Below are 18,993 nucleotides of genomic sequence, written 5' to 3' on the forward strand. Positions count from 1 at the left end.
TTGGAAGCGCTTTTTCGTACATTGGATTTAAATTGGAACAACGTTCCAAACACGGGTATTGTGGAAATCAAAGAGCATAAATATACCATAGCGTTCTATAACCTAGAGAATTTTTTTGACACGAAGAATGACCCAAATGCGCTTGATGATGATTTCACCCCCGACGGCTTTAAGAAATGGAACCTATCCAAGTTTAGGAAGAAGGTAAAGAAGATGGCCAAGGCCATATCGCAGATTGGGCTTGAGGAAACGGGAATTCCTCCGGTGCTGTTGGGCATGGCGGAGGTGGAAAACAAGGAAGTGATCAGGGAATTGCTTCTGGCCAAAGCGCTTCGGGATGAACCATATCATTTTGTGCATTTTGACTCGCCGGATGAACGGGGTATAGATACTGCCCTCATTTATCATAAAGACCATTTTGAGGTGCTGCATGCGGAAACTTTGCCGTTGCTAATCTCCGACAATAATGGAATAAGGGACTTTACCCGTGATATATTATATGTACATGGGCGGCTGCACCAGGAAGAGGTGCATGTGTTCGTTAACCACTGGCCGTCCCGAAGGGAAGGAGAGGAGGAAACGCGCTACAAAAGAGTTATGGCCGCAGAAACGGTTCTTCGGAAACTCAATAGCCTTGAGGAGGAGCACCACAGCATTATTATGGGAGATTTTAACGATGACCCCAATGCCGAAAGCATCCAGAAACTTATGGAAACAGGTGGCTTCATCAACCCGATGCAAAAGCTCTTGTCACCCGTTGCAGGAAGTGCGAACTATAAGGGAGCGTGGAGCCTTTTTGACCAGATATTGATTTCCTATACCTTTTTGAACCCTATGAAAGACACCCATAGTTTTGATAGCGCCAAAGTTTTTGCCCCAAATTTTTTAAAGGAATGGAAGGGAAAGTATAAAGGAAATCCCTTTAGAACTTTTGTGGGAAGAAAGTATTTGGGAGGATATAGCGATCATTTCCCGGTATATGTAGTCCTAAAACAGCACATTTGAAAAGAAAGAAAAGGATTACAAACCACATGAATCTGCATTTTCACAACAGGTTTGTGGTACAGGATGTGTAGTTCATCGAAATAAGCGGGGTTTTTATCGATAGTATTTTGTAGTCCATTTATATTTGTAGTCCAAATCTTACTTAAACTTATCCTATGGATTACAAATCAGTTTTCGACGCTATCGGAATTTATTCCTTGGTGTTGTTCCTTTTTCTAGGCGTTACCGACGTAGCTGGACAATCCAAAGTTACAAAGGAAAGTATCAGTTCCTCCTACAATCAAGACAAAATAAAACAATTGATTTCCACTTGGGAAGATGAGCAAGTTTCCAAAGCGGGAAAAATTGGTTTGGCACTTAAATCCAAAGGGTGGAAAAAATCAGAAAAAATGATGGATGGGTCCATTGTTTCCGTTCAGGAAATGGGAACTGATGGCACGCCCATTTTTTATACTACCCTGAGCACTTCAACAGGACAGTCGTCCCGAGCCAATGCCTTGCATACCAATGGACTGTTAAATCTGGGATTGGACGGTAGTGGCATGGAAGTAGGTGTTTGGGATGCAGGAGCTGCCCTAAGCACACACCAAGAGTTCGGTGGCCGTGCATTCAACTCGGACCATTCGGATGAAATAAGCCTGCATGGCACCCTGGTTACAGGCACTTTGATTTCCGCCGGCGTTAAGCCAGATGCCAAGGGAACTGCCTATGGTGCAACTGCCTTGACCCACGACTGGACGCGTGACAAAATTGAGGTGGCCCAGGCCGCTGCCCAAGGCCTTTTATTGAGCAACCATTCCTATGGAATAAAGACGGATCGTGTACCTGATTGGTATTTTGGTTCGTACATCAAAGTTTCCCAAGATTGGGACAAGATCATGTACAATGCACCTTATTATTTGATGGTCACCGCCGCTGGAAATGCACAAAATTCCTTTGACAATGCTGCACCCAATTTTGGCAAGACGGCGGATGGGTTTGATTTGCTTTTGGGATTTGCCGTTTCAAAAAATGGGCTAACCATTGCCGGTGCAAACACCCAAGTGGACAACAAGGGAGAACTGAAGGAGGCAACAGTTGCTGGTTACAGCAGTTTTGGCCCTGTGGATGATGGAAGGATAAAACCAGATTTGGCAGGTGAGGGATCTGCCATCCTTTCAACAGGTTCGGCGCACAATGCAAGTTATGAGGCATCCGCTGGAACCTCAATGGCGGCTCCCACAGTCACCGGATCATTGTTGTTGCTCCAGCAATATCACGAAGAACTTTTTGGAGGTTTTATGAAAGCGGCTACGCTGAAGGGCCTTGCCCTGCACACTGCTGATGATGTTGAAGGCAAGGGACCTGACTACAAAATGGGGTGGGGGGTGATGAATGCCAAGACCGCTGCAGAGGTTTTGCAGAATAGGGAATATACTACACTCATCAACGAAGAAAGTATTGCTGATGGGCAAACATTTTCAATTACCGTAACCGCCAACGGGCATGAACCTTTGATGGCTTCCATTTCGTGGACCGATCCAGAAGGGGAACATATCAATAGGGGCGAGTTGAACGCGACGACCCCATCCCTAATGAATGATTTGGATATCCGAATCACCAAAGAAGGAGAAGCCCATTTGCCATGGAAACTGAATCCCGCAAAGGCCAATGATGCAGCAACCCGTGGGGACAACAAAGTTGATCCTTATGAGCGCATTGATGTCCCACAGGCCCATGGTGTGTATACGATTACCGTTTCGCACAAGGGAGCGCTTAAAAATGGGATTCAAGATTTTTCCCTTATCGTAACAGGTGCACAAGTTTCACTTTGCGATGTGGAAATCCCCTCTGGGTTGGATTTGGCCTCATCAAACAGTGAAAGCACTACAATAACATGGTCCGAAGCAGAGGAGACTCTATTTGAAGTACAATACAGGATGTACGATACCGATTCATGGAACAGTGAATTGCTATGGGAGAACAGTGCGGTCCTTTCCAACTTGGAACCAGGAAAGATCTATGAGGCACGGGTTCGGTCCATTTGTTCTGAAAATGCCGTATCCGATTTTTCCGAAACCATCGAATTTGAATTTAACGGTGAGGAGACCCAATTGTACAACTACGAGACCTTGTCATTTACTAATGGACTTGAAGTTTCCGTATACCCCAATCCAGCTGTTGAGCAATTGACCGTGCATGCCGAACTCTCGAAAGATGCTGAATATTGCATAGTGACCACTTCAGGAAACATTATCAAAAAAGGAGGACTCAATGGCTCCATCAATGTTTCTTCCCTGTCTTCTGGACTATATGTGCTGGTTGTTCAGGACTATGCGGGCATCAAAAGCACCAAGTTTTATAAAAACTAGATGATGTTGGCTTCAATACAACAAAAGATATTTTCTGAAAGCGGGAATGCAAAACTATATGTGGCTGGTTTCCCTTCACCATCATACTTTTTTGATTTCTCTATCGCCCAATAACTCCTCATTGCGCAACCGCAGAAAAACCTGTGCTGTGGTGACCACGTCCAGTTCGCAGTAGTTGACAATGCGATCCAAATCCTTCTCAATATAAAATACATCCTTGACCATGCTGCCATCCATATCTTCCTTCGGGGATGGGATGCCGAGCACATGGGCCAACAGTTTCAGGGAGGTATAATGCTTATAATCGCCAAATTTCCATAGTTCCATAGTGTCCAAATGGGGCACTTCCCAGGGCTTTTTGCCAAATAGATCTAATTTATAGGGAAGCTCCATGCCATTGATGACCATTCTTCGGGCAATATAAGGGAAGTCAAATTCCTTTCCGTTATGGGCACAAAGCAGGTGCTTTGCTTGGCTGAAATGGCTTAGTAGAAGGTCCTTGAATTGCTTTAGGATCTGTAGCTCCTCACCATGAAATGAAGTGACCCTGAAGGTCCGTTGCGACCCTTTCAATGCGAAAAAACCGACCGAAATGCAAATGATTTTTCCAAACTCTGCCCAAATCCCAGCCCTTTCATAAAAATCCTCTGCCGATATCTCGTCTTTTCGCTGGTACGACGATTTTTGTTCCCAAAGCAGTTGGGTGGTCTCATCCAAGTCGGGGAACCCTGGTTTTTGTGGAACAGTCTCTATGTCCAAAAAAAGGACATGCTCCAAAGGTATTTTTTTGATCATGCGGTAAAATACTAATTTGGAAGGTACGAGGAGGGGGTGAATCAATAAATCGTATATTGTAATTGATAAAAAGTGCTTTGAAATTGAAAAATTGGATATGGCCGGCAGCACTGCTGTTACTTGGAGGATGTTCCAATGATGAAAATCCTGCTCCCAATGCCACTAATGCCGAAGCAATGGCATTTACGGTAATCGGGGAAGATTTGAACAGGGTATTCCAATTTTCATATGATTCCGAAACAAAGTCCGAGATCACTATTGACCTTTCCCAAGACCTGGGTGTCGGGCCCAATTATTTGACTTTAAGGCAAACCGATGACCTTTTGTCCTTCTACAGCTTTTCAGGGGGAAGGTTTTCAATTTCCCTTAAAGAGATTACTACCGGAAACACCAGGGTGTTCGATGATTTCTATACCAATACACCAGAGCGTTCCATTACATGGGGCATAAACAATGCCAACAAGGTATTTTTTGGATATTTCGGTCCTTTTGGCAATTCCAATTTGGGCCTACAGGATGTGGAACTTGAAGGACCGAACAGTTCGGACGTGGTGGTGGAGTTCAACGTGGGTGCCACCTTTGACCCATTGCTCTATGACAACAAGGTGTATATGGCGTTTAGGGACAATTTGGGCAACCATAAGCTGACCTATTACAATGTGGAAACCAAGTCCATGGGCCCTTCCTTAAGTTTTGGAACCACCCCTTTCGGTTTTTTTATCACAGGAGAAGGGGAGTTGGCCATAGTGAAAAACGAAGCCAATCCATCCTTGGAGCGCTATGATGCCCTGGACCTGTCGTTTCTGGAAAGTAGAACGTTAAATGTTGCCTTGGGTTTTTCCATAGGGGCGGTCAATGATGCCGTGCTTATCGAAAACCAACTTTATTTTAATTTTATATATCCACAGCCTTCCAGGTTTATTAAGGGACCTGCCATCTATGATTTGGACACCCAAGAAATCACATTGTTGGATATCGGGGGATTGGTGAATCAGGCGGAGGCGGAGGTTGGAAAGGCTATTCAGATCATTTCGCTGATATACGACCCTACGCAAAGCATTTTTTTGATTGGATATGGCACACTGGAAGATGAGGTAGAAGGTGGCGTGCTCGTGGTTTCAGAAACCGGTGACCTATTGAAGCAATTTTCCTTGCCCTTTTTCCCAACGTATTTTGTCAGAAACTAAAAAAGTGATTGCTGCTTGGCCGGATTTTCATGTTCCAGCAACCATTTTTTTCGATGGAGCCCCCCGGCATATCCTGTCAAGTCTCCGTTACTGCCAATTACCCGATGACAAGGAACCACAATCCAAAGCGGATTTTTACCATTGGCGGCAGCCACGGCCCGAATGGCTTTAACATCTCCCAACTGTTTGGAAAGTTCCAGATAGGAAATGGTTTTGCCGTACGGAATTTTCATAAGGGCGTTCCAGACCTTTTTCTGAAAATCGGTGCCCTCTGGATTCAAGGTTAGGTCAAAATGCTTTCGAGTTCCTTCAAAATACTCTCGAAACTGGTATACGGCATCTTCCAAAACCTCAGGGACTATACCAAAAGGTCTATTTTCGTCAATAACAGTGATGGAAGTCAATCCCTCTTCATGTCCCTTAAATTCGGCAATACCTATAGGTGTCTGTAAGTAAGCAACTTCCATTACCTTATCTTATGTAAATTTTAAATTATTCCCAAACGCTTCGCGCGGCTTTCCCAGTTCTTTCTTGCCAGCATTTGAAGGTCCTCCACGTTATCGCTCTCATCCATGATTTCCAATCCCAATAGGGTTTCAATAACATCTTCCATGGTTACCAGGCCACTTACTGAACCGTATTCATCAACGACCAATGAAACATGTTCGCGCTTCTTTACAAATTCCTCGAAAAGGTCGGGAATGGGCTTGTTTCTATTGGTAACAAGTATTTCCCTCTTCAAGGTTGCCAGTAGTTTGCTTCCATTTTTATTGATGATGGCCTCCATCAATTCATCTTTTAGAAAAAAGCCGGTGATATTGTCCATTCTGCCCTGATATAAGGGAATCCTTGAAAATCGCAATGGCCTGTTGGCCTCAAAAAATTCTTTGATGGTCATGTCCTCCGAGGCAATTTTCATTACGGTTCTGGGTGTCATTATGTCCTTGGCCAGGATCTCATCAAACTTGAGTAAGTTTTTAATCACCGTGGATTCCGATTCCTCGAAAACCCCTTCTTTATGGGCAATCTCGGTCATTGCTGTAAAATCTTCCCTGCTCAGCACACTTCCATGATGTCCTTTTTTCCCGATAAGGCGAGTGAAAAGTTGAAGCAACCACAAAAGACCTGTCCATTTTAACACAAAGACCATCAATGTCAATGCTTTTGAGGTAAAATTGGCAAGCTGTTTCCAATAGGTGGCACCAATGGTTTTGGGGATGATTTCGGAGGCAACCAGTATCAGTATGGTCATCACAGTGGAAACCAAGCCGACCATAAGGTCTTCCGTGAGCTTGAGTCCTAGGACAGTGCGTGTTGTTGTTCCGTACATATCCACATAGGCCACCTTGGCCTGCACACCCACCAAAATGGCGCCGACGGTGTGGGCTATGGTATTTAGTGTGAGAATGGCGATGAGCGGTTTGTCCACATCCTTTTTCAGCGATTCAAGAATGGTGGCATACTCTTTTCCCGCCTGTTTTTTCACATTGATGAATGTTGGCGTAACGCTCAACAGGACTGCCTCCAAAATGGAGCATAAAAAGGAAAAAAAGATGGAAATAAGGGCATAAAAGAATAAAAGTCCCATGCGTATTTATCTTAGGGACCAAGATAGCGAATAGCTATCAATTTTGTTGATGGAAAGTTTATTCTTATCGAAGACCTTAACCACAGACTCGAATGAAATCCTTTGCAAAATAACTGGCTATGATGTTGGCACCAGCCCTTTTTATGGCGGTCAACTGTTCCAACATTACGGCATCGTGGTTCAGCCACCCTTTTTCCGCCGCGGCCTTTAGCATGGCATATTCTCCGGAAACTTGGTATACGGCCAAGGGAACATCCACTTGGTTCCTGAGTTCACGGACGATGTCCAAATAACAGAGCCCTGGCTTTACCATCACAATATCGGCCCCCTCATCAATGTCCATTTGGGTTTCCCGAATGGCCTCATAACGGTTCGCAAAATCCATTTGATAGGTTTTTTTGTCCTTTGGTACGTTGACTTTATCAACGGGAGCGGAATCCAAGGCATCCCTAAAGGGACCGTAAAACGCACTTGCATATTTTGCAGAATAGCTCATGATGCCGGTATTGGTAAAGCCTTCGTCTTCCAAAGCTTCGCGTATGGTAAGTATGCGGCCATCCATCATATCGCTGGGCGCAACAAAATCAGCTCCTGCATTGGCATGGGATATGCTCATCTCTGCCAGTACCTCGGCGGTTTCATCGTTTAAAATCTGTCCGTTTGCAACGATACCATCATGTCCATAGGATGAGTAGGGGTCAAGAGCAACGTCCGTCATCACCAGCATTTCGGGGCATGCATTTTTTATGGTTTTTATGGCAAGTTGCATCAATCCATTCGGGTTGATGGCCTCGGTTCCCTTATTGTCCTTTAGTCTTTCATCCACTTTTACAAATAGGAGCACGGCACAGAGCCCCATTTGCCACAATTCCTTGACCTCTTTTTCCAAAAGGTCCAAGCTTAGGCGGAAGTAATTGGGCATCGAAGGGATTTCTTCCTTTATGCCCTTGCCTTCGACCACAAAAAGCGGCACTAAAAAATCGTCGGGTGTCACTATGGTTTCCCGGACCAATCTACGAATGGATTCGGACGTGCGGAGTCTTCGGTTTCTTATGAATGGATACATGGTATCTTAAATAGTTAGTATTGTATAATGGACGGTCTTCAACAAAGCTACATATTATACCCAACTTTTTGGAGCACAAAGGACATCGAGCAGTTTCTCTTCTTCACTACCAGCCTCTGGATGATGGTCATATTTCCATTGTACGTGCGGAGGCAAACTCATCAAAATACTTTCAATTCGACCATTGGTCCGCAGGCCAAAAAGAGTGCCCTTGTCGTGTACCAGATTGAACTCCACATAGCGTCCACGCCTAATTTCTTGCCAACTCCGTTGTTTTTGTGTGTAAGGCAAGTCCTTTCTTTGAAGAACAATAGGGACGTAGGCTTCTAAAAAACTATCGCCGACTTCAGTCACAAATTGGTACCAATCTTCCATTTGCATGGTATCGGTTGCTTTGCAATAGTCAAAGAAAAGTCCGCCAATTCCCCGGGCCTCGTTGCGATGGGCGTTCCAGAAATACGCATCGCATTTCTTTTTGTAGTTGGGATAAAATTCTAGGTTATGGGCATCGCAAGCCTTTTTACAAACGCTGTGAAAATGCTTTGCATCTTCCTCGAACAAATAATAGGGAGTAAGGTCCTGTCCCCCACCAAACCACTGGTCCACAATCTTGCCATCTTTATTGTACATTTCAAAATAGCGCCAATTTGCGTGTACGGTGGGCACCATGGGGCTTTTTGGATGGATGACCAAGCTAAGCCCGCAAGCAAAAAAGTCGGCATCTTTAACGCCAAAATACTCCCGCATGCTTTTTGGAAGTGCTCCGTGAACCTTGGAGATGTTTACGCCACCTTTTTCGAAAACAGCACCATTTTCTATCACCCGGGTCCTTCCACCACCACCTTCAGGTCGTTCCCAAAGGTCCTGTTTAAAGCTTGCCTTTCCATCCACTTCTTCCAGTTTGGAGGTGATGGTATCCTGCAAATGTTCTATATAGCTATAAAATTTATCCTTCATACGTTAGTTCATAAAGCTCCATGTTCAGGGGTTCTTCGTTGGGGGGTTGAAAGGATTTTGACAACGTTTTTTTCCATTTAAATCGACATTTTTCTGCCACTCGAATACTGGCAATGTTGGACTTGTGAGCGATAATTTTCAAAACCTTCAGTCCAAGTTCTTCAATTGCAAAACTAGATACTTGCTTTACGCTGGAGGTCGCCCAGCCCTTTCCATGTGACCTTTGGTCCAAACAATAGGCCAATTCGCCTTCAAGTGCTTTCCAATCTATATTCTTAAGAATAACCAACCCGGCCAGTGAGTTGTCATTGTTGCTCCTAATGGCAAATGTGTATTCGGATTTGGATTCGATTTCTTTTATTTTGTTCAGAATGAACGATTGAGAATCGGCAATACTTTGGTTTTGTTCCAAAGTTTTTGGGAAAAAGCGTTGGAAAGCTTCCGAGTTTGATGTCATCAACAAGCACAAACTTTTTGCATCGTTGGCACTCAGATAATTAAGTTTCAGTTCCTCTTTCATCTATTCTTCCGAAGTTATGTGCACTAAACACCTTTGAAGACCGGTCAAATCGGTATTGGCATCCACTTTTATGGACTTGTGTGCCATTTTTTTAAACAGCTCTACAATTTCCGTTTCAACGGTGTCTATATTTTCTTCAAAAATAAACCGTCCTACAGCATTGTTGTGCAAATCCATTTTTTTGGCCAATCCACGGTTTGGAAAAGCATTTTCATGCCAATCCGTAATTTTTTTGGTCCATGCCACAACTTTATGCTTGTTTGCTTTCCAATGATAGCATCTTTTGGCAATCAAAAAGTTCCACAACGCATGCCTAAATGCATTTGAAGGGCCATTTTTATGATGTAACCGCCCATAAAGGTCAGTGGAAATTTTCATGCACTGCTTGGTGGCCTGTAGGGTTGGCACTATATAGAGGGGATGACCCAAACCAATAAATATAACTTTCAGTATATTTTTAAGATCTACCCTTTTTAATACCGTGATAGGGTTCACTCTTTATATTCTTTTACCGCATCAATAAAGGCCTTGGCATTTTCCACGGGAATATTGGGCAATATACCATGACCTAAATTAACGATATATCTGTCCTTTCCGAATTCGCTGATCATCTGTGTGACCATTTTCCTGATTTCAGCAGGAGGTGACAGGAGTCTGGCAGGGTCAAAATTCCCTTGAAGGGTAATATTCCCACCGGTTAGATAACGGGCATTTTGAGCAGAGCATGTCCAATCAACTCCAACAGCTGAGGCCCCGGATTGTGCCATTTCCTTAAGGGCAAACCAACATCCTTTTCCAAAAACTATAACAGGGGCAATATCTTTGAGCGCATCCACAATTTGCTGAATGTAAGGCCAAGAAAATTCCAAGTAGTCCTTTGGGGAAAGCATACCCCCCCAAGAATCGAATATTTGCACTGCATTTACGCCAGCCCTTACCTTGGCTTTTAGATAAGCAACTGTGGTGTCCGTAATTTTCTGGAGCAATTCGTGCGCTGCTTCAGGCTGCGTAAAACAAAAACCACGGGCCTTGTCAAAACTTTTACTGCCCTGTCCTTCCACACAATAACACAGAATGGTCCAGGGGGAGCCTGCGAAGCCAATCAAAGGGACCTCATTGTTCAATTTCTCTTTGGTCACATGGATGGCTTCCATCACATAGCCCAAAGCATCCTCAACATCTGGCACAATTACCTTTTCCACATCTTTTTGCGAACGGACGGGTTTGGGCAAATAGGGTCCAAAATTGGGTTTCATCTCCACTTCAATATCCATAGCCTGCGGAATCACCAGGATATCGCTGAAAAGAATAGCGGCGTCCATGCCATATCTGCGAATGGGCTGTACTGTTATTTCCGATGCCAATTCTGGGGTCTGGCAACGAGTAAAGAAATCATATTTCTTCTTGAGTTCCATAAATTCGGGAAGATATCGTCCTGCCTGACGCATCATCCAGACCGGTGGGCGATCAACGGTTTCACCTTGCAATGCCCTTAGGAACAAATCGTTTTTAATCATACTTTTTAAAATGTTTTATCGCTTGGACCAAGACATTCTCCACGGTTGGTTTTGTGGCAACAATGATTTGGTCCGAATATTTTTTGGCCTCGGAAGCAGTGGTGCTACCGATGCAAAACAGCATTTCATTTTCTATGCAATTTTCCAAAAGATAACTCCTGATTCCACTTGGACTGAAAAAGAGCACACCATCAAACGCACGGGCAAATCTTTTTGGGACCAATTGAGTCTCATATAAGACCACTTCTTTGTACCGAACGTTATTTTTGCCCAGGGCTTTTGGCAATTCTTCCCTCCTTTGATTTCCAGACAGGAACAAGAATTGCTCGTTTTTATAATTTTTTACAATAAAATGGGCCAATTCAGACGCATTTTTAGCAGTTTTGACCACATTCAGTCCATTGTCCGCTAAAATATGAGCGGTTTTATCACCAACACAAAAAACCTTGTAATCGAAATAATTCAAGTCTCCGGTTAAATTAAAAAAGCCTTTAACGGCATTTTTGCTGGTAAAAATAAGGTTTTGATATCCCATTGGAATTTGGGCTTCCACAAAATCAATTCGCAGGGCATCATATTCCACCAAACCCAAACCCGAGTTTAGGAGCAACTCCTTTTGGGGAGAGGTCAATATTTTAGTGGATAGCACTGTTCTCATTTCTGATTTTCTGCATCAATCTGTCACCGCCTTTTTGCAAAACCTCGTGTGCGCATTTGGCTCCAAAACCGTCGATGGCAGATAGGGCGATGTCCTTTTTCACATCAAATTTTTGCTTTCCGTCCAGCGAAAACAGCACGCCTTCAAAATAAACCGATTGGTCTTTTATTTGTGCCAAGGCTCCTATAGGTGCCGTACAGCCACCTTCAAGGGTGCGCAGGAACTCCCGTTCCACGGTAGTAGCCATCTCAGATTCTTTGTGGTTGAGTTTTTTCAAGGCTTCCCTTGAATGGGAATCTTCCTTTTTCGCAACCACAACCATGGCACCTTGCGCGGGAGCTGGAATCATCCAATCCAGCAAAAGGGCATCCTTGGGCATCAGTTTTATGCGTTCCAGCCCCGCCTGCGCGAAAATGGCACCGTTCCAATCACTTTCAATGAGTTTGATTAGCCTTGTATTTACATTTCCTCTCAGGTCAACAACTTTGTGGTTTGGATATTTATGCAGCCATTGTGCTTTTCTTCGCAGACTTCCTGTGGCGATAGTGGCCGGGCGGGCGGATTTTAAAAAATCCACGCCCTTGTGCACCAGAATATCGTATGCTATTGCACGCTCAAGTACTGCGGCCTGAACAATTCCTTTGGGTAATTGTGTGGGGACGTCTTTCATGGAGTGCACGGCGATGTCTATTTGGCCCTTCAGCAGGGCAATATCCAAGGTTTTTGTGAAAATCCCAGTAATCCCAAGTTCATAAAGTGGCTTGTCCAGCACCTGGTCTCCGGTAGATTTTATGGGAACCAAGGAAGTATCGTATCCCAAACCTTCGAGTTTTTCCTGTACCGTGTTTGCTTGCCATAGTGCCAACTCACTATCCCGGGTACCGATTCGTATGATCTTGCTCATTTTGAATCGATTTCTAGCTGAAAGACTTTTTGGATGAGTTCCAAACTGTCCTCGGTATCAACTTCGGAACTTTTCAGGTGGTTGGCAAACTGTTTGGTAATTTTTTGGATGATGCGCTCGGATATGATCTCTGCCTGATCTTGGTTGAAATCGGATATTTTTTTGGAGTGAAAGTCAATTTCCTCCTCCTTCATGGTCTTTAGTTTTTCTTTTAAGGCATTGATCACTGGAGCAAATTTTCTGGTTTCCAGCCATTTTAAAAAATCTTTTTTGACCTTTTCTATAATGGCCTCGGCCTTGGGGACATATTCTTTTCGTTTGGATAAGGTATCGTCCGTTATCTGCGAAAGCTGATCTAGATGCACCAATGAAATGTTCTCTAGATCCAGAACGTCATCCGATACATTTTTGGGCACGGAAAGATCAAGGATAAGTAGAGGCTTTTTGGTGTAGATCAGTGCCTTGGAAACTGTGGGCAACTGTGCACCAGTGGCCACTACAAGAATGTCGGTTTTCCTGATTTCGGTCTGAAGGTCACCATAATCCTTTACAGTCAAATGAAATTTACCGGCAATATCTTCCGCCTTTTCCCTGGTTCTGTTTATTAGGGTGATATGTGAATTGTTGGAATGTTTGATAAGGTTTTCACACGTGTTTCTTCCTATTTTACCCGTTCCGAAAAGCAAGATGTTTTTTTCAGAAATGTTGGGGACATTGTCCAGGATATATTTGACCGACGCAAAAGCCACGGAGGTTGCCCCCGAGGATAATTCAGTTTCAGTTTTAATGCGCTTGCTTGCTTGGATCACCGCATTGCACAGACGTTCCATGAACGGGTTGGCCATATCGTGCTTCTTGGCACGAAAGAACCCCTGTTTTATCTGGCTGATGATTTCAAAATCTCCCAATATTTGGCTGTCCAGACCGGTCCCTACCCTGAACAAGTGCGAAATGGCATCATGGTTTTTGTACACATAGGCCACATCCTGGAATTCTTCCACAGTTCCCAGAGTTTGGTCGCAGAGTAGCTTTATAAGTTGGTAGGGGTGTTGCGCAAAACCGTACAGTTCGGTACGGTTGCAGGTAGAAATGACCAAAAGGCCATCTATTCCAAGCACTTTGGCCTTTGCCATAATAAGGTCTATGGCAGGAACATCCAAACTAAACTTCCCTCGCACCTCGGCATCTGCCTTCTTGTAACTCAGCCCAATGGCATAGAAGGAATTGTGTTTTGATATATGGTAACTCCTCATAAAAGGATTAAATCGCAGCACAAAAATAGGAGTGTTATTGATGAAAAAATAACGCTAGGGGAACTATGTCCCAAATGTCTCTGCCTTTTCCATGCACATGATATAAAAAAACTTCAGAAGCATTGATTTTATTACTAACTTTGATGTAATATAAATTTATTTAGAGTCATTCTAAATTGAAATTTTAATTTCATTTAATCAAGTTTAGCCATGGAAAATGTCGCCAAAGGTTCGTTTGATGAAATTCTGGTGGATGATGGGTTCTTTATCCTTAAAATTCAGAACGACACAAGGGAACCAAAAGAAATTGAAAGGGAAATTGACAGTTCCCACATCCAGTTTCATTTTTGCCTGAAAGGCAGGTCCAAGTTCAATTTTAATCAAGGGAACTACCATTTGGAAGTAACCGAGGAAAACTCATTGCTGCTTTATAACACCCAAAAAGATTTGCCGCTGCACCTAATGGTATACCCAAATTCTTGGCTGTTGTCCGTTGTAATGACCATCCGTATGTTCCATTCCCTTTTTTCCAAGGAAGCGGATTACATTCCCTTTTTAAGCAGTGACAATAAGGAAAAAAAATACTACGCACAAGAAATGGTGTCTCCTGCCATAGCTGTGGTCCTAAGTCAACTTATGAATTACAACCTTCACCCTTCAGTAAAACAACTGTACGTTAAAGGCAAGGTGTACGAGCTGGTTTCCCTTTATTTCAACAAAACGGAAGAAGCAGACCTCGAACAATGCCCATACCTGGCGGACGAGGACAATGTGAGGCGCATTAAGATGGCCAAGGAAATCATGATTTCCAGGATGGTAGAACCTCCAACCTTGACCGAACTTTCAGAGGAAATAGGATTGAGCCTAAGAAAACTTAAAGAGGGTTTCAAACAGATTTATGGCGATTCCGTCTACGGGTTTTTGTTCGATTACAAAATGGAGTACGCCCGCAAAATGCTCGAAACAGGAAAGCACAATGTCAATGAGGTAGGACTTAAAGTGGGATATAGCACCGCGAGCCATTTTATAGCCTCCTTCAAAAAGAAATATGGCACCACCCCCAAAAAATATTTAACTTCAAATGCTTAAAACCGACAGAATGAAAATGATTGTTCCATCCATAATTTGGATTGTCTGCGCTATTTTTCAGTTAAGTGCACAAGAAAATTCATTACCCAACCAAAACGACAGTATAAAAATGCCCGAACTCGTACTGGTTTTTACAAAAACCACGGGCTACCGACATACATCCATTGAAAAAGGGGTGCGAACCTTAAGGGAATTGGGTCGGGCAAACAGATTTGTAGTGCTACAAACAGATGCGGGAGAAGACTTCACCAATGAAAACCTCAAAAATTACAAGTTGGTCGTTTTCTTGAGCACCACTTTGGATGTATTGGACGATGCGCAACAAAGGGCTTTTGAAAACTACATCAAGAATGGAGGGGCTTTTTTGGGAATCCATGCAGCTGCCGATACCGAATATGATTGGCCGTGGTACGGCAAATTGGTGGGAGGCTATTTTGAAAGTCACCCCAACAACCCCAATGTGCTGGAAGCAAAAATCGATGTCCTGCGTAAAGACCATGCCTCCACGGCCCATTTAAACGATGAATGGTCCAGAAGTGACGAGTGGTACAACTATAAAGACTTGAATCCCAATGTCACGGTCCTACTCAATTTGGACGAAAACAGTTATTCCGGAGGAACCAATGGCACAAGCCATCCCATAGCCTGGTACCACAAATTTGATGGAGGCAGGACCTATTACACTGGAGGAGGGCATACGGAAGCCTCTTTTGATGAGCCTGCGTTTCGGCAGCATCTCCTGGGAGCAATTGAATGGTGTTTAAAAAGAAATTAAATCCAATATTATGGAACGAAGAGATTTTTATAAGACCTTGGGCTTGGCAACCTTGGGAAGTACTGTGGCTATAAGCTGCAAGGATGGTATTTCAGAAGAAGTTAAGTCCGCAACGCCTCTAGGCTTTCAAGTGACCCCAGAACTGAGCGAAAGAATGTATGCCAAGGCGTTGGAGATTACCAAGAGCAAGGTCCGGGGCGGGGATAGCGAAACTTTTTTCAAGAAACCCTTTGTTGATGCTGCCTTTTCAGATAACATATTTCTTTGGGACTCCTGTTTCATAGCTTGCTTTGCCAAATATCATATGGATGAATTGCCAGTGTATCAGGCGTTGGACAATTTCTATGAAAGGATGGAAGAAGATGGCTACATCTGTCGGGAATACCGAAAAGATGGCAGACCACTTTGGTCCAAGGAACACCCGGTGTCAATAAACCCACCTTTGTTGGGTTTGGCCGAGACGGAGATTTACAACTTGAAGCAAGACAAGGATAGATTGCGCTACGCCTATCCCTTTCTAAAGAAAAATTTTGAGTTTTTGGTGAATACCTACCAAGGTGAGGACAAGCTTTTTTGGGGAGATACCCTTGGCATGGGCATGGACAACATACCCCGCTCGCCCCGAAACTGGACCACAGACGAAGGCAATGGCATGACCCATCATGAATTGGGTGACAAACTTGGAAAAATGGGCGGTTCCACGGCGGAGGAAAGACTAAACATGTTCATTGCGGATTATGTGGAAACCTTACAGGGCGTTTGGAACAAACAGGGCAGATTGGTTGATTTCACCGCGCAAATGGCCATGCTTTCCAAGCAATTGCATTTCATTGCCAAGGAAATAGGTCGAACCGAGGACCTTGGGCAGTATGCTGCCTTTCATCAAGAAGTAAAAGAAGCACTGAACCAACTTTGCTGGGACGACCAAGATGCTTTTTATTATGATTTGGGTTATGGCAAGCAAATCAAAAGAAAGCATATCGGCATGTACTGGACCCTGCTGGGCGAATTGGTTCCGGAGGATAAGTTAGATGCCTTTGTCGCCCATTTGACAAATCAAGATGAGTTTTATCGAAAAATTCCACTCCCCGCACTTTCGGCTGATGATCCTGATTACAAAGGTTGGGGCGATTATTGGTTGGGGGGCGTTTGGGCACCTACCTCTTATATGGTTTTAAAAGGGCTGAGTGTAGTAGGAAAGGATGACTTGGCACAAGACTTGGCCGAAAAGACCTATTCGGCTATTGCCGAGGTGTTTGATGCCACGGATACCTTTTGGGAAAACTATGCTCCCGATTTAATATCCTATGGGATGCCTGCCAAGAAAGATTTTTGTGGGTGGACCGGGCTGGTTCCGATTGCCATGTATCACGAATACATCAAAACGTAGGGCGAGCTACAATAATTCCAATATTGCTTTTGATGCCCTTCAAATAGTCGGCCAAGGGTTCTTCCGTTATTTCCACTTCGCCATTTTTGCTGGAAGCGTGCAAAAGATGCAATCTCCCCTTATGTTGGATTGCAATTCCTGTATGGGTAACATCCAATCCTTTTATGGATGTTGCAAGTGCAATTATATCTCCGGAATAAATTAAATGTTCTTGTTTTTCAATTTGGTCCTTGGGCAAAATACAGAGTGTTTCTTCCGCCAGCTCCCTTTCCACTGCTTGCATTGCGGTAAAGTTGGCATCATTGGCCAAAAAGGGATATAAATTTCGGTGTGTTCCCATAAAGTTGATGGCTTTTTTCAACTCAGTTCCGCCCAGCTCAGAGGTTATGTCTCGTACAATACCCTTTTTCTCATTGTTTCGAATCCAATCCGTAAAATAATGTAAACGAGAGGGATAGCCATCCAAATTCCCATCACGATACCGAATGGTTTTTAAATTTTCCGTGAAATGGCTGAACGAACCTTCTTCCTGTTTCAATGTTAGCGCAAAGGCCAGCACATTTTCCACAAAAGTGGTACAATCAAGCCCCCCAAAATTAATCACCAAGGTTTCGGTTTCGCCCACTTCCAAGGTTTTTTCAACATAGGGAGTTCCCATGAATGATTTCCCCAATTGGATTATCATATCTCCCAAACTGGAAGTGTTGATTTTTTCTAGAGTTTTCATTTTTGCCCCAAATCGAACACTGTCCTCTGGGGAGCAGGTGATATGTTGACCGTTCACAAATACCGCCCAAAGCAAACAAATAAGGATACTCCTATTTTTCATTTTCATCTCCAACTTGCTGTAACATAACCCTGGTCCTTGCAATGCTTTCAGGATAGTTTTTTTGAAGGAATTCAATCAATTTTTCCCGCACGTGTACGCGAAGCTCCCAGGCCGTTGGGGAATCTTTGGCACTCATCAAGGCCCTAATCTCAACATGGGTGGGCTTGGAATCGGTAACCTGTAATACATTCACCTCGCCATCCCAATGTTCCGTATTTTCAAGTATCCTTGTCAACTCCTTTCGCAATGCATCAAACGGGACCATATAATCCACATACAGAAAAACGGTGCCCATGATATCCGCTGAGGTTTTTGTCCAATTTTGAAAAGGTTTGTCAATAAAATAGGGCGTGGGTACAATCAATCTCCTCTTGTCCCAAATACGCACCACCACATAGGTCAAGGTTATTTCCTCAATGCGGCCCCATTCACTTTCCACAATAACCACATCATCCAACTTAATGGGTTGGGCAATCGCTATTTGAATGCCCGCCAAAATGGTCCCGATAAACTTTTGTGCAGAAAACCCAATGATGATACCCGCAACCCCTGCTGAAGCAAAAATGCTGATACCAACTTCACGAATTTCCTGAAAGCTCATCAACGCCAAGCCAATCGCGAGGACAATTACAACAAAAATGATGATGCGCTCCAAAATGGTAAACTGGGTATAGATCTTCCGTGCTTTCAGATTGTCGGTTTCACCGACATCGTAATTCCTTAAAATAATTTCTTTGGCAATCGTTAGGACCCTTATCACCAACCAGGTCATGGCAAAAATGAAAAGCAAAGTGCTCGCCTTTCGGAACCAAAGCGTATAGTCTTCCAGGTTCAATAGGTCCCTCAGGGCATTCATCCGTAGGATGATAGATAGGAAAATCAGTACCAAGGATGGCGCCAATTTCCGGAAAGACCCATCAGGGAGCAAGTATTTTGGATTTTTGCCCAGACGTTTCAAAAGAAATGAGATCATCCAATACAAAAAAACCAGAACGGCAAGGGCAATTCCCAAGTATAGAAGGGATTCCTTGGAAACGTTTTCATAGAAGCTGTCCATAGAAACAAAAATAAGGTAGAAAAGTATACCAAGGGAAAGGGCAATGCCAATT

General features: G+C 43.7%; 19 protein-coding genes. 6 read left to right on the top strand and 13 right to left on the bottom strand.

All coding sequences use genetic code 11. The features are described 5' to 3' along the window. Both K7G75_RS03560 and K7G75_RS03565 read left to right on the top strand, forming a co-directional pair. A complete protein-coding gene (locus tag K7G75_RS03560; protein ID WP_262420235.1) occupies positions 1-1,005 on the top strand; it encodes an endonuclease/exonuclease/phosphatase family protein in 1,005 nt (334 codons plus the stop codon). Between the two features lie 155 nt (positions 1,006-1,160). Continuing rightward, entirely contained in the window at positions 1,161-3,356 is a 2,196-nt protein-coding gene (locus K7G75_RS03565; RefSeq protein WP_222982850.1) for a S8 family serine peptidase, read from the top strand. A gap of 81 nt (positions 3,357-3,437) precedes the next feature. On the opposite strand, the gene K7G75_RS03570 is transcribed toward K7G75_RS03565, so the two are convergent. Further along, the gene (locus tag K7G75_RS03570) at positions 3,438-4,151 is read right to left on the bottom strand and encodes a 3'-5' exonuclease (RefSeq protein WP_222982851.1); all 714 of its coding nucleotides are present in this window, start codon (positions 4,149-4,151) and stop codon (positions 3,438-3,440) included. An 83-nt stretch (positions 4,152-4,234) separates the two neighbouring features. Between K7G75_RS03570 and K7G75_RS03575 the strand changes: the two genes are divergently transcribed. Further along, positions 4,235-5,338 (top strand): hypothetical protein, encoded by a 1,104-nt coding sequence (locus K7G75_RS03575; protein ID WP_222982852.1) that lies wholly within the window; start codon positions 4,235-4,237, stop codon positions 5,336-5,338. Here K7G75_RS03575 and K7G75_RS03580 read toward each other — a convergent pair. The 10 genes from K7G75_RS03580 to hemA all read right to left on the bottom strand — a co-directional run bounded on the left by K7G75_RS03580 (position 5,335) and on the right by hemA (position 13,801). Then, the gene (locus K7G75_RS03580; RefSeq protein ID WP_222982853.1) at positions 5,335-5,805 is read right to left on the bottom strand and encodes a methylated-DNA--[protein]-cysteine S-methyltransferase; all 471 of its coding nucleotides are present in this window, start codon (positions 5,803-5,805) and stop codon (positions 5,335-5,337) included. The two genes, K7G75_RS03575 and K7G75_RS03580, sit on opposite strands and share 4 nt — an antisense overlap. A gap of 20 nt (positions 5,806-5,825) precedes the next feature. Continuing rightward, positions 5,826-6,926, bottom strand: a complete 1,101-nt coding sequence (locus K7G75_RS03585; protein ID WP_222982854.1) for a CNNM domain-containing protein — start codon at positions 6,924-6,926, stop codon at positions 5,826-5,828. Between the two features lie 76 nt (positions 6,927-7,002). Then, positions 7,003-7,992 (bottom strand): porphobilinogen synthase, encoded by a 990-nt coding sequence (hemB, locus tag K7G75_RS03590; RefSeq protein WP_222982855.1) that lies wholly within the window; start codon positions 7,990-7,992, stop codon positions 7,003-7,005. Between the two features lie 54 nt (positions 7,993-8,046). Next, a complete protein-coding gene (gene hemF / locus K7G75_RS03595; protein ID WP_222982856.1) occupies positions 8,047-8,949 on the bottom strand; it encodes an oxygen-dependent coproporphyrinogen oxidase in 903 nt (300 codons plus the stop codon). Beyond that, positions 8,939-9,469: a GNAT family N-acetyltransferase gene (locus tag K7G75_RS03600; protein ID WP_222982857.1), complete on the bottom strand. Its 531-nt coding sequence runs from the start codon at positions 9,467-9,469 to the stop codon at positions 8,939-8,941. The genes hemF and K7G75_RS03600 overlap by 11 nt, the downstream gene beginning before the upstream one ends. After that, on the bottom strand, positions 9,470-9,964 hold the full coding sequence (locus K7G75_RS03605; protein ID WP_417950007.1) for a DUF6973 domain-containing protein: 495 nt from the start codon (positions 9,962-9,964) through the stop codon (positions 9,470-9,472). Continuing rightward, the gene (gene hemE / locus K7G75_RS03610) at positions 9,961-10,986 is read right to left on the bottom strand and encodes a uroporphyrinogen decarboxylase (protein WP_222982859.1); all 1,026 of its coding nucleotides are present in this window, start codon (positions 10,984-10,986) and stop codon (positions 9,961-9,963) included. The genes K7G75_RS03605 and hemE overlap by 4 nt, the downstream gene beginning before the upstream one ends. Next, a complete protein-coding gene (locus K7G75_RS03615; protein ID WP_222982860.1) occupies positions 10,979-11,644 on the bottom strand; it encodes a uroporphyrinogen-III synthase in 666 nt (221 codons plus the stop codon). Before K7G75_RS03615 ends, hemE begins: the two co-directional genes overlap by 8 nt. Then, positions 11,622-12,548, bottom strand: coding sequence for a hydroxymethylbilane synthase (gene hemC / locus K7G75_RS03620; protein ID WP_222982861.1), 927 nt, complete (start codon positions 12,546-12,548; stop codon positions 11,622-11,624). The genes K7G75_RS03615 and hemC overlap by 23 nt, the downstream gene beginning before the upstream one ends. Next, complete coding sequence (gene hemA, locus K7G75_RS03625) at positions 12,545-13,801, bottom strand: glutamyl-tRNA reductase (RefSeq protein WP_222982862.1); 1,257 nt, start codon at positions 13,799-13,801, stop codon at positions 12,545-12,547. The genes hemC and hemA overlap by 4 nt, the downstream gene beginning before the upstream one ends. Positions 13,802-14,011: 210 nt before the next feature. On the opposite strand from hemA, the gene K7G75_RS03630 reads away from it, so the two are divergent. From K7G75_RS03630 to K7G75_RS03640, 3 genes are read left to right on the top strand one after another with little or no spacing between them, the layout of a single operon-like run. Continuing rightward, positions 14,012-14,890: a helix-turn-helix transcriptional regulator gene (locus K7G75_RS03630; RefSeq protein ID WP_222982863.1), complete on the top strand. Its 879-nt coding sequence runs from the start codon at positions 14,012-14,014 to the stop codon at positions 14,888-14,890. Positions 14,891-14,900: 10 nt separating this feature from the next. Next, positions 14,901-15,665: a ThuA domain-containing protein gene (locus K7G75_RS03635; RefSeq protein WP_222982864.1), complete on the top strand. Its 765-nt coding sequence runs from the start codon at positions 14,901-14,903 to the stop codon at positions 15,663-15,665. A gap of 10 nt (positions 15,666-15,675) precedes the next feature. Beyond that, complete coding sequence (locus K7G75_RS03640) at positions 15,676-17,055, top strand: MGH1-like glycoside hydrolase domain-containing protein (protein WP_222982865.1); 1,380 nt, start codon at positions 15,676-15,678, stop codon at positions 17,053-17,055. Here the strand turns inward: K7G75_RS03640 and K7G75_RS03645 are convergent. Further along, positions 17,045-17,884: an N-acetylmuramoyl-L-alanine amidase-like domain-containing protein gene (locus tag K7G75_RS03645; RefSeq protein WP_222982866.1), complete on the bottom strand. Its 840-nt coding sequence runs from the start codon at positions 17,882-17,884 to the stop codon at positions 17,045-17,047. The two genes, K7G75_RS03640 and K7G75_RS03645, sit on opposite strands and share 11 nt — an antisense overlap. Further along, on the bottom strand, positions 17,874-18,941 hold the full coding sequence (locus K7G75_RS03650) for a mechanosensitive ion channel family protein (protein WP_222982867.1): 1,068 nt from the start codon (positions 18,939-18,941) through the stop codon (positions 17,874-17,876). The genes K7G75_RS03645 and K7G75_RS03650 overlap by 11 nt, the downstream gene beginning before the upstream one ends. Between the last annotated feature and the right edge of the window lie 52 nt (positions 18,942-18,993).

Source organism: Flagellimonas meishanensis, from assembly GCF_019880545.1.
Lineage (GTDB): Bacteria > Bacteroidota > Bacteroidia > Flavobacteriales > Flavobacteriaceae > Flagellimonas > Flagellimonas meishanensis.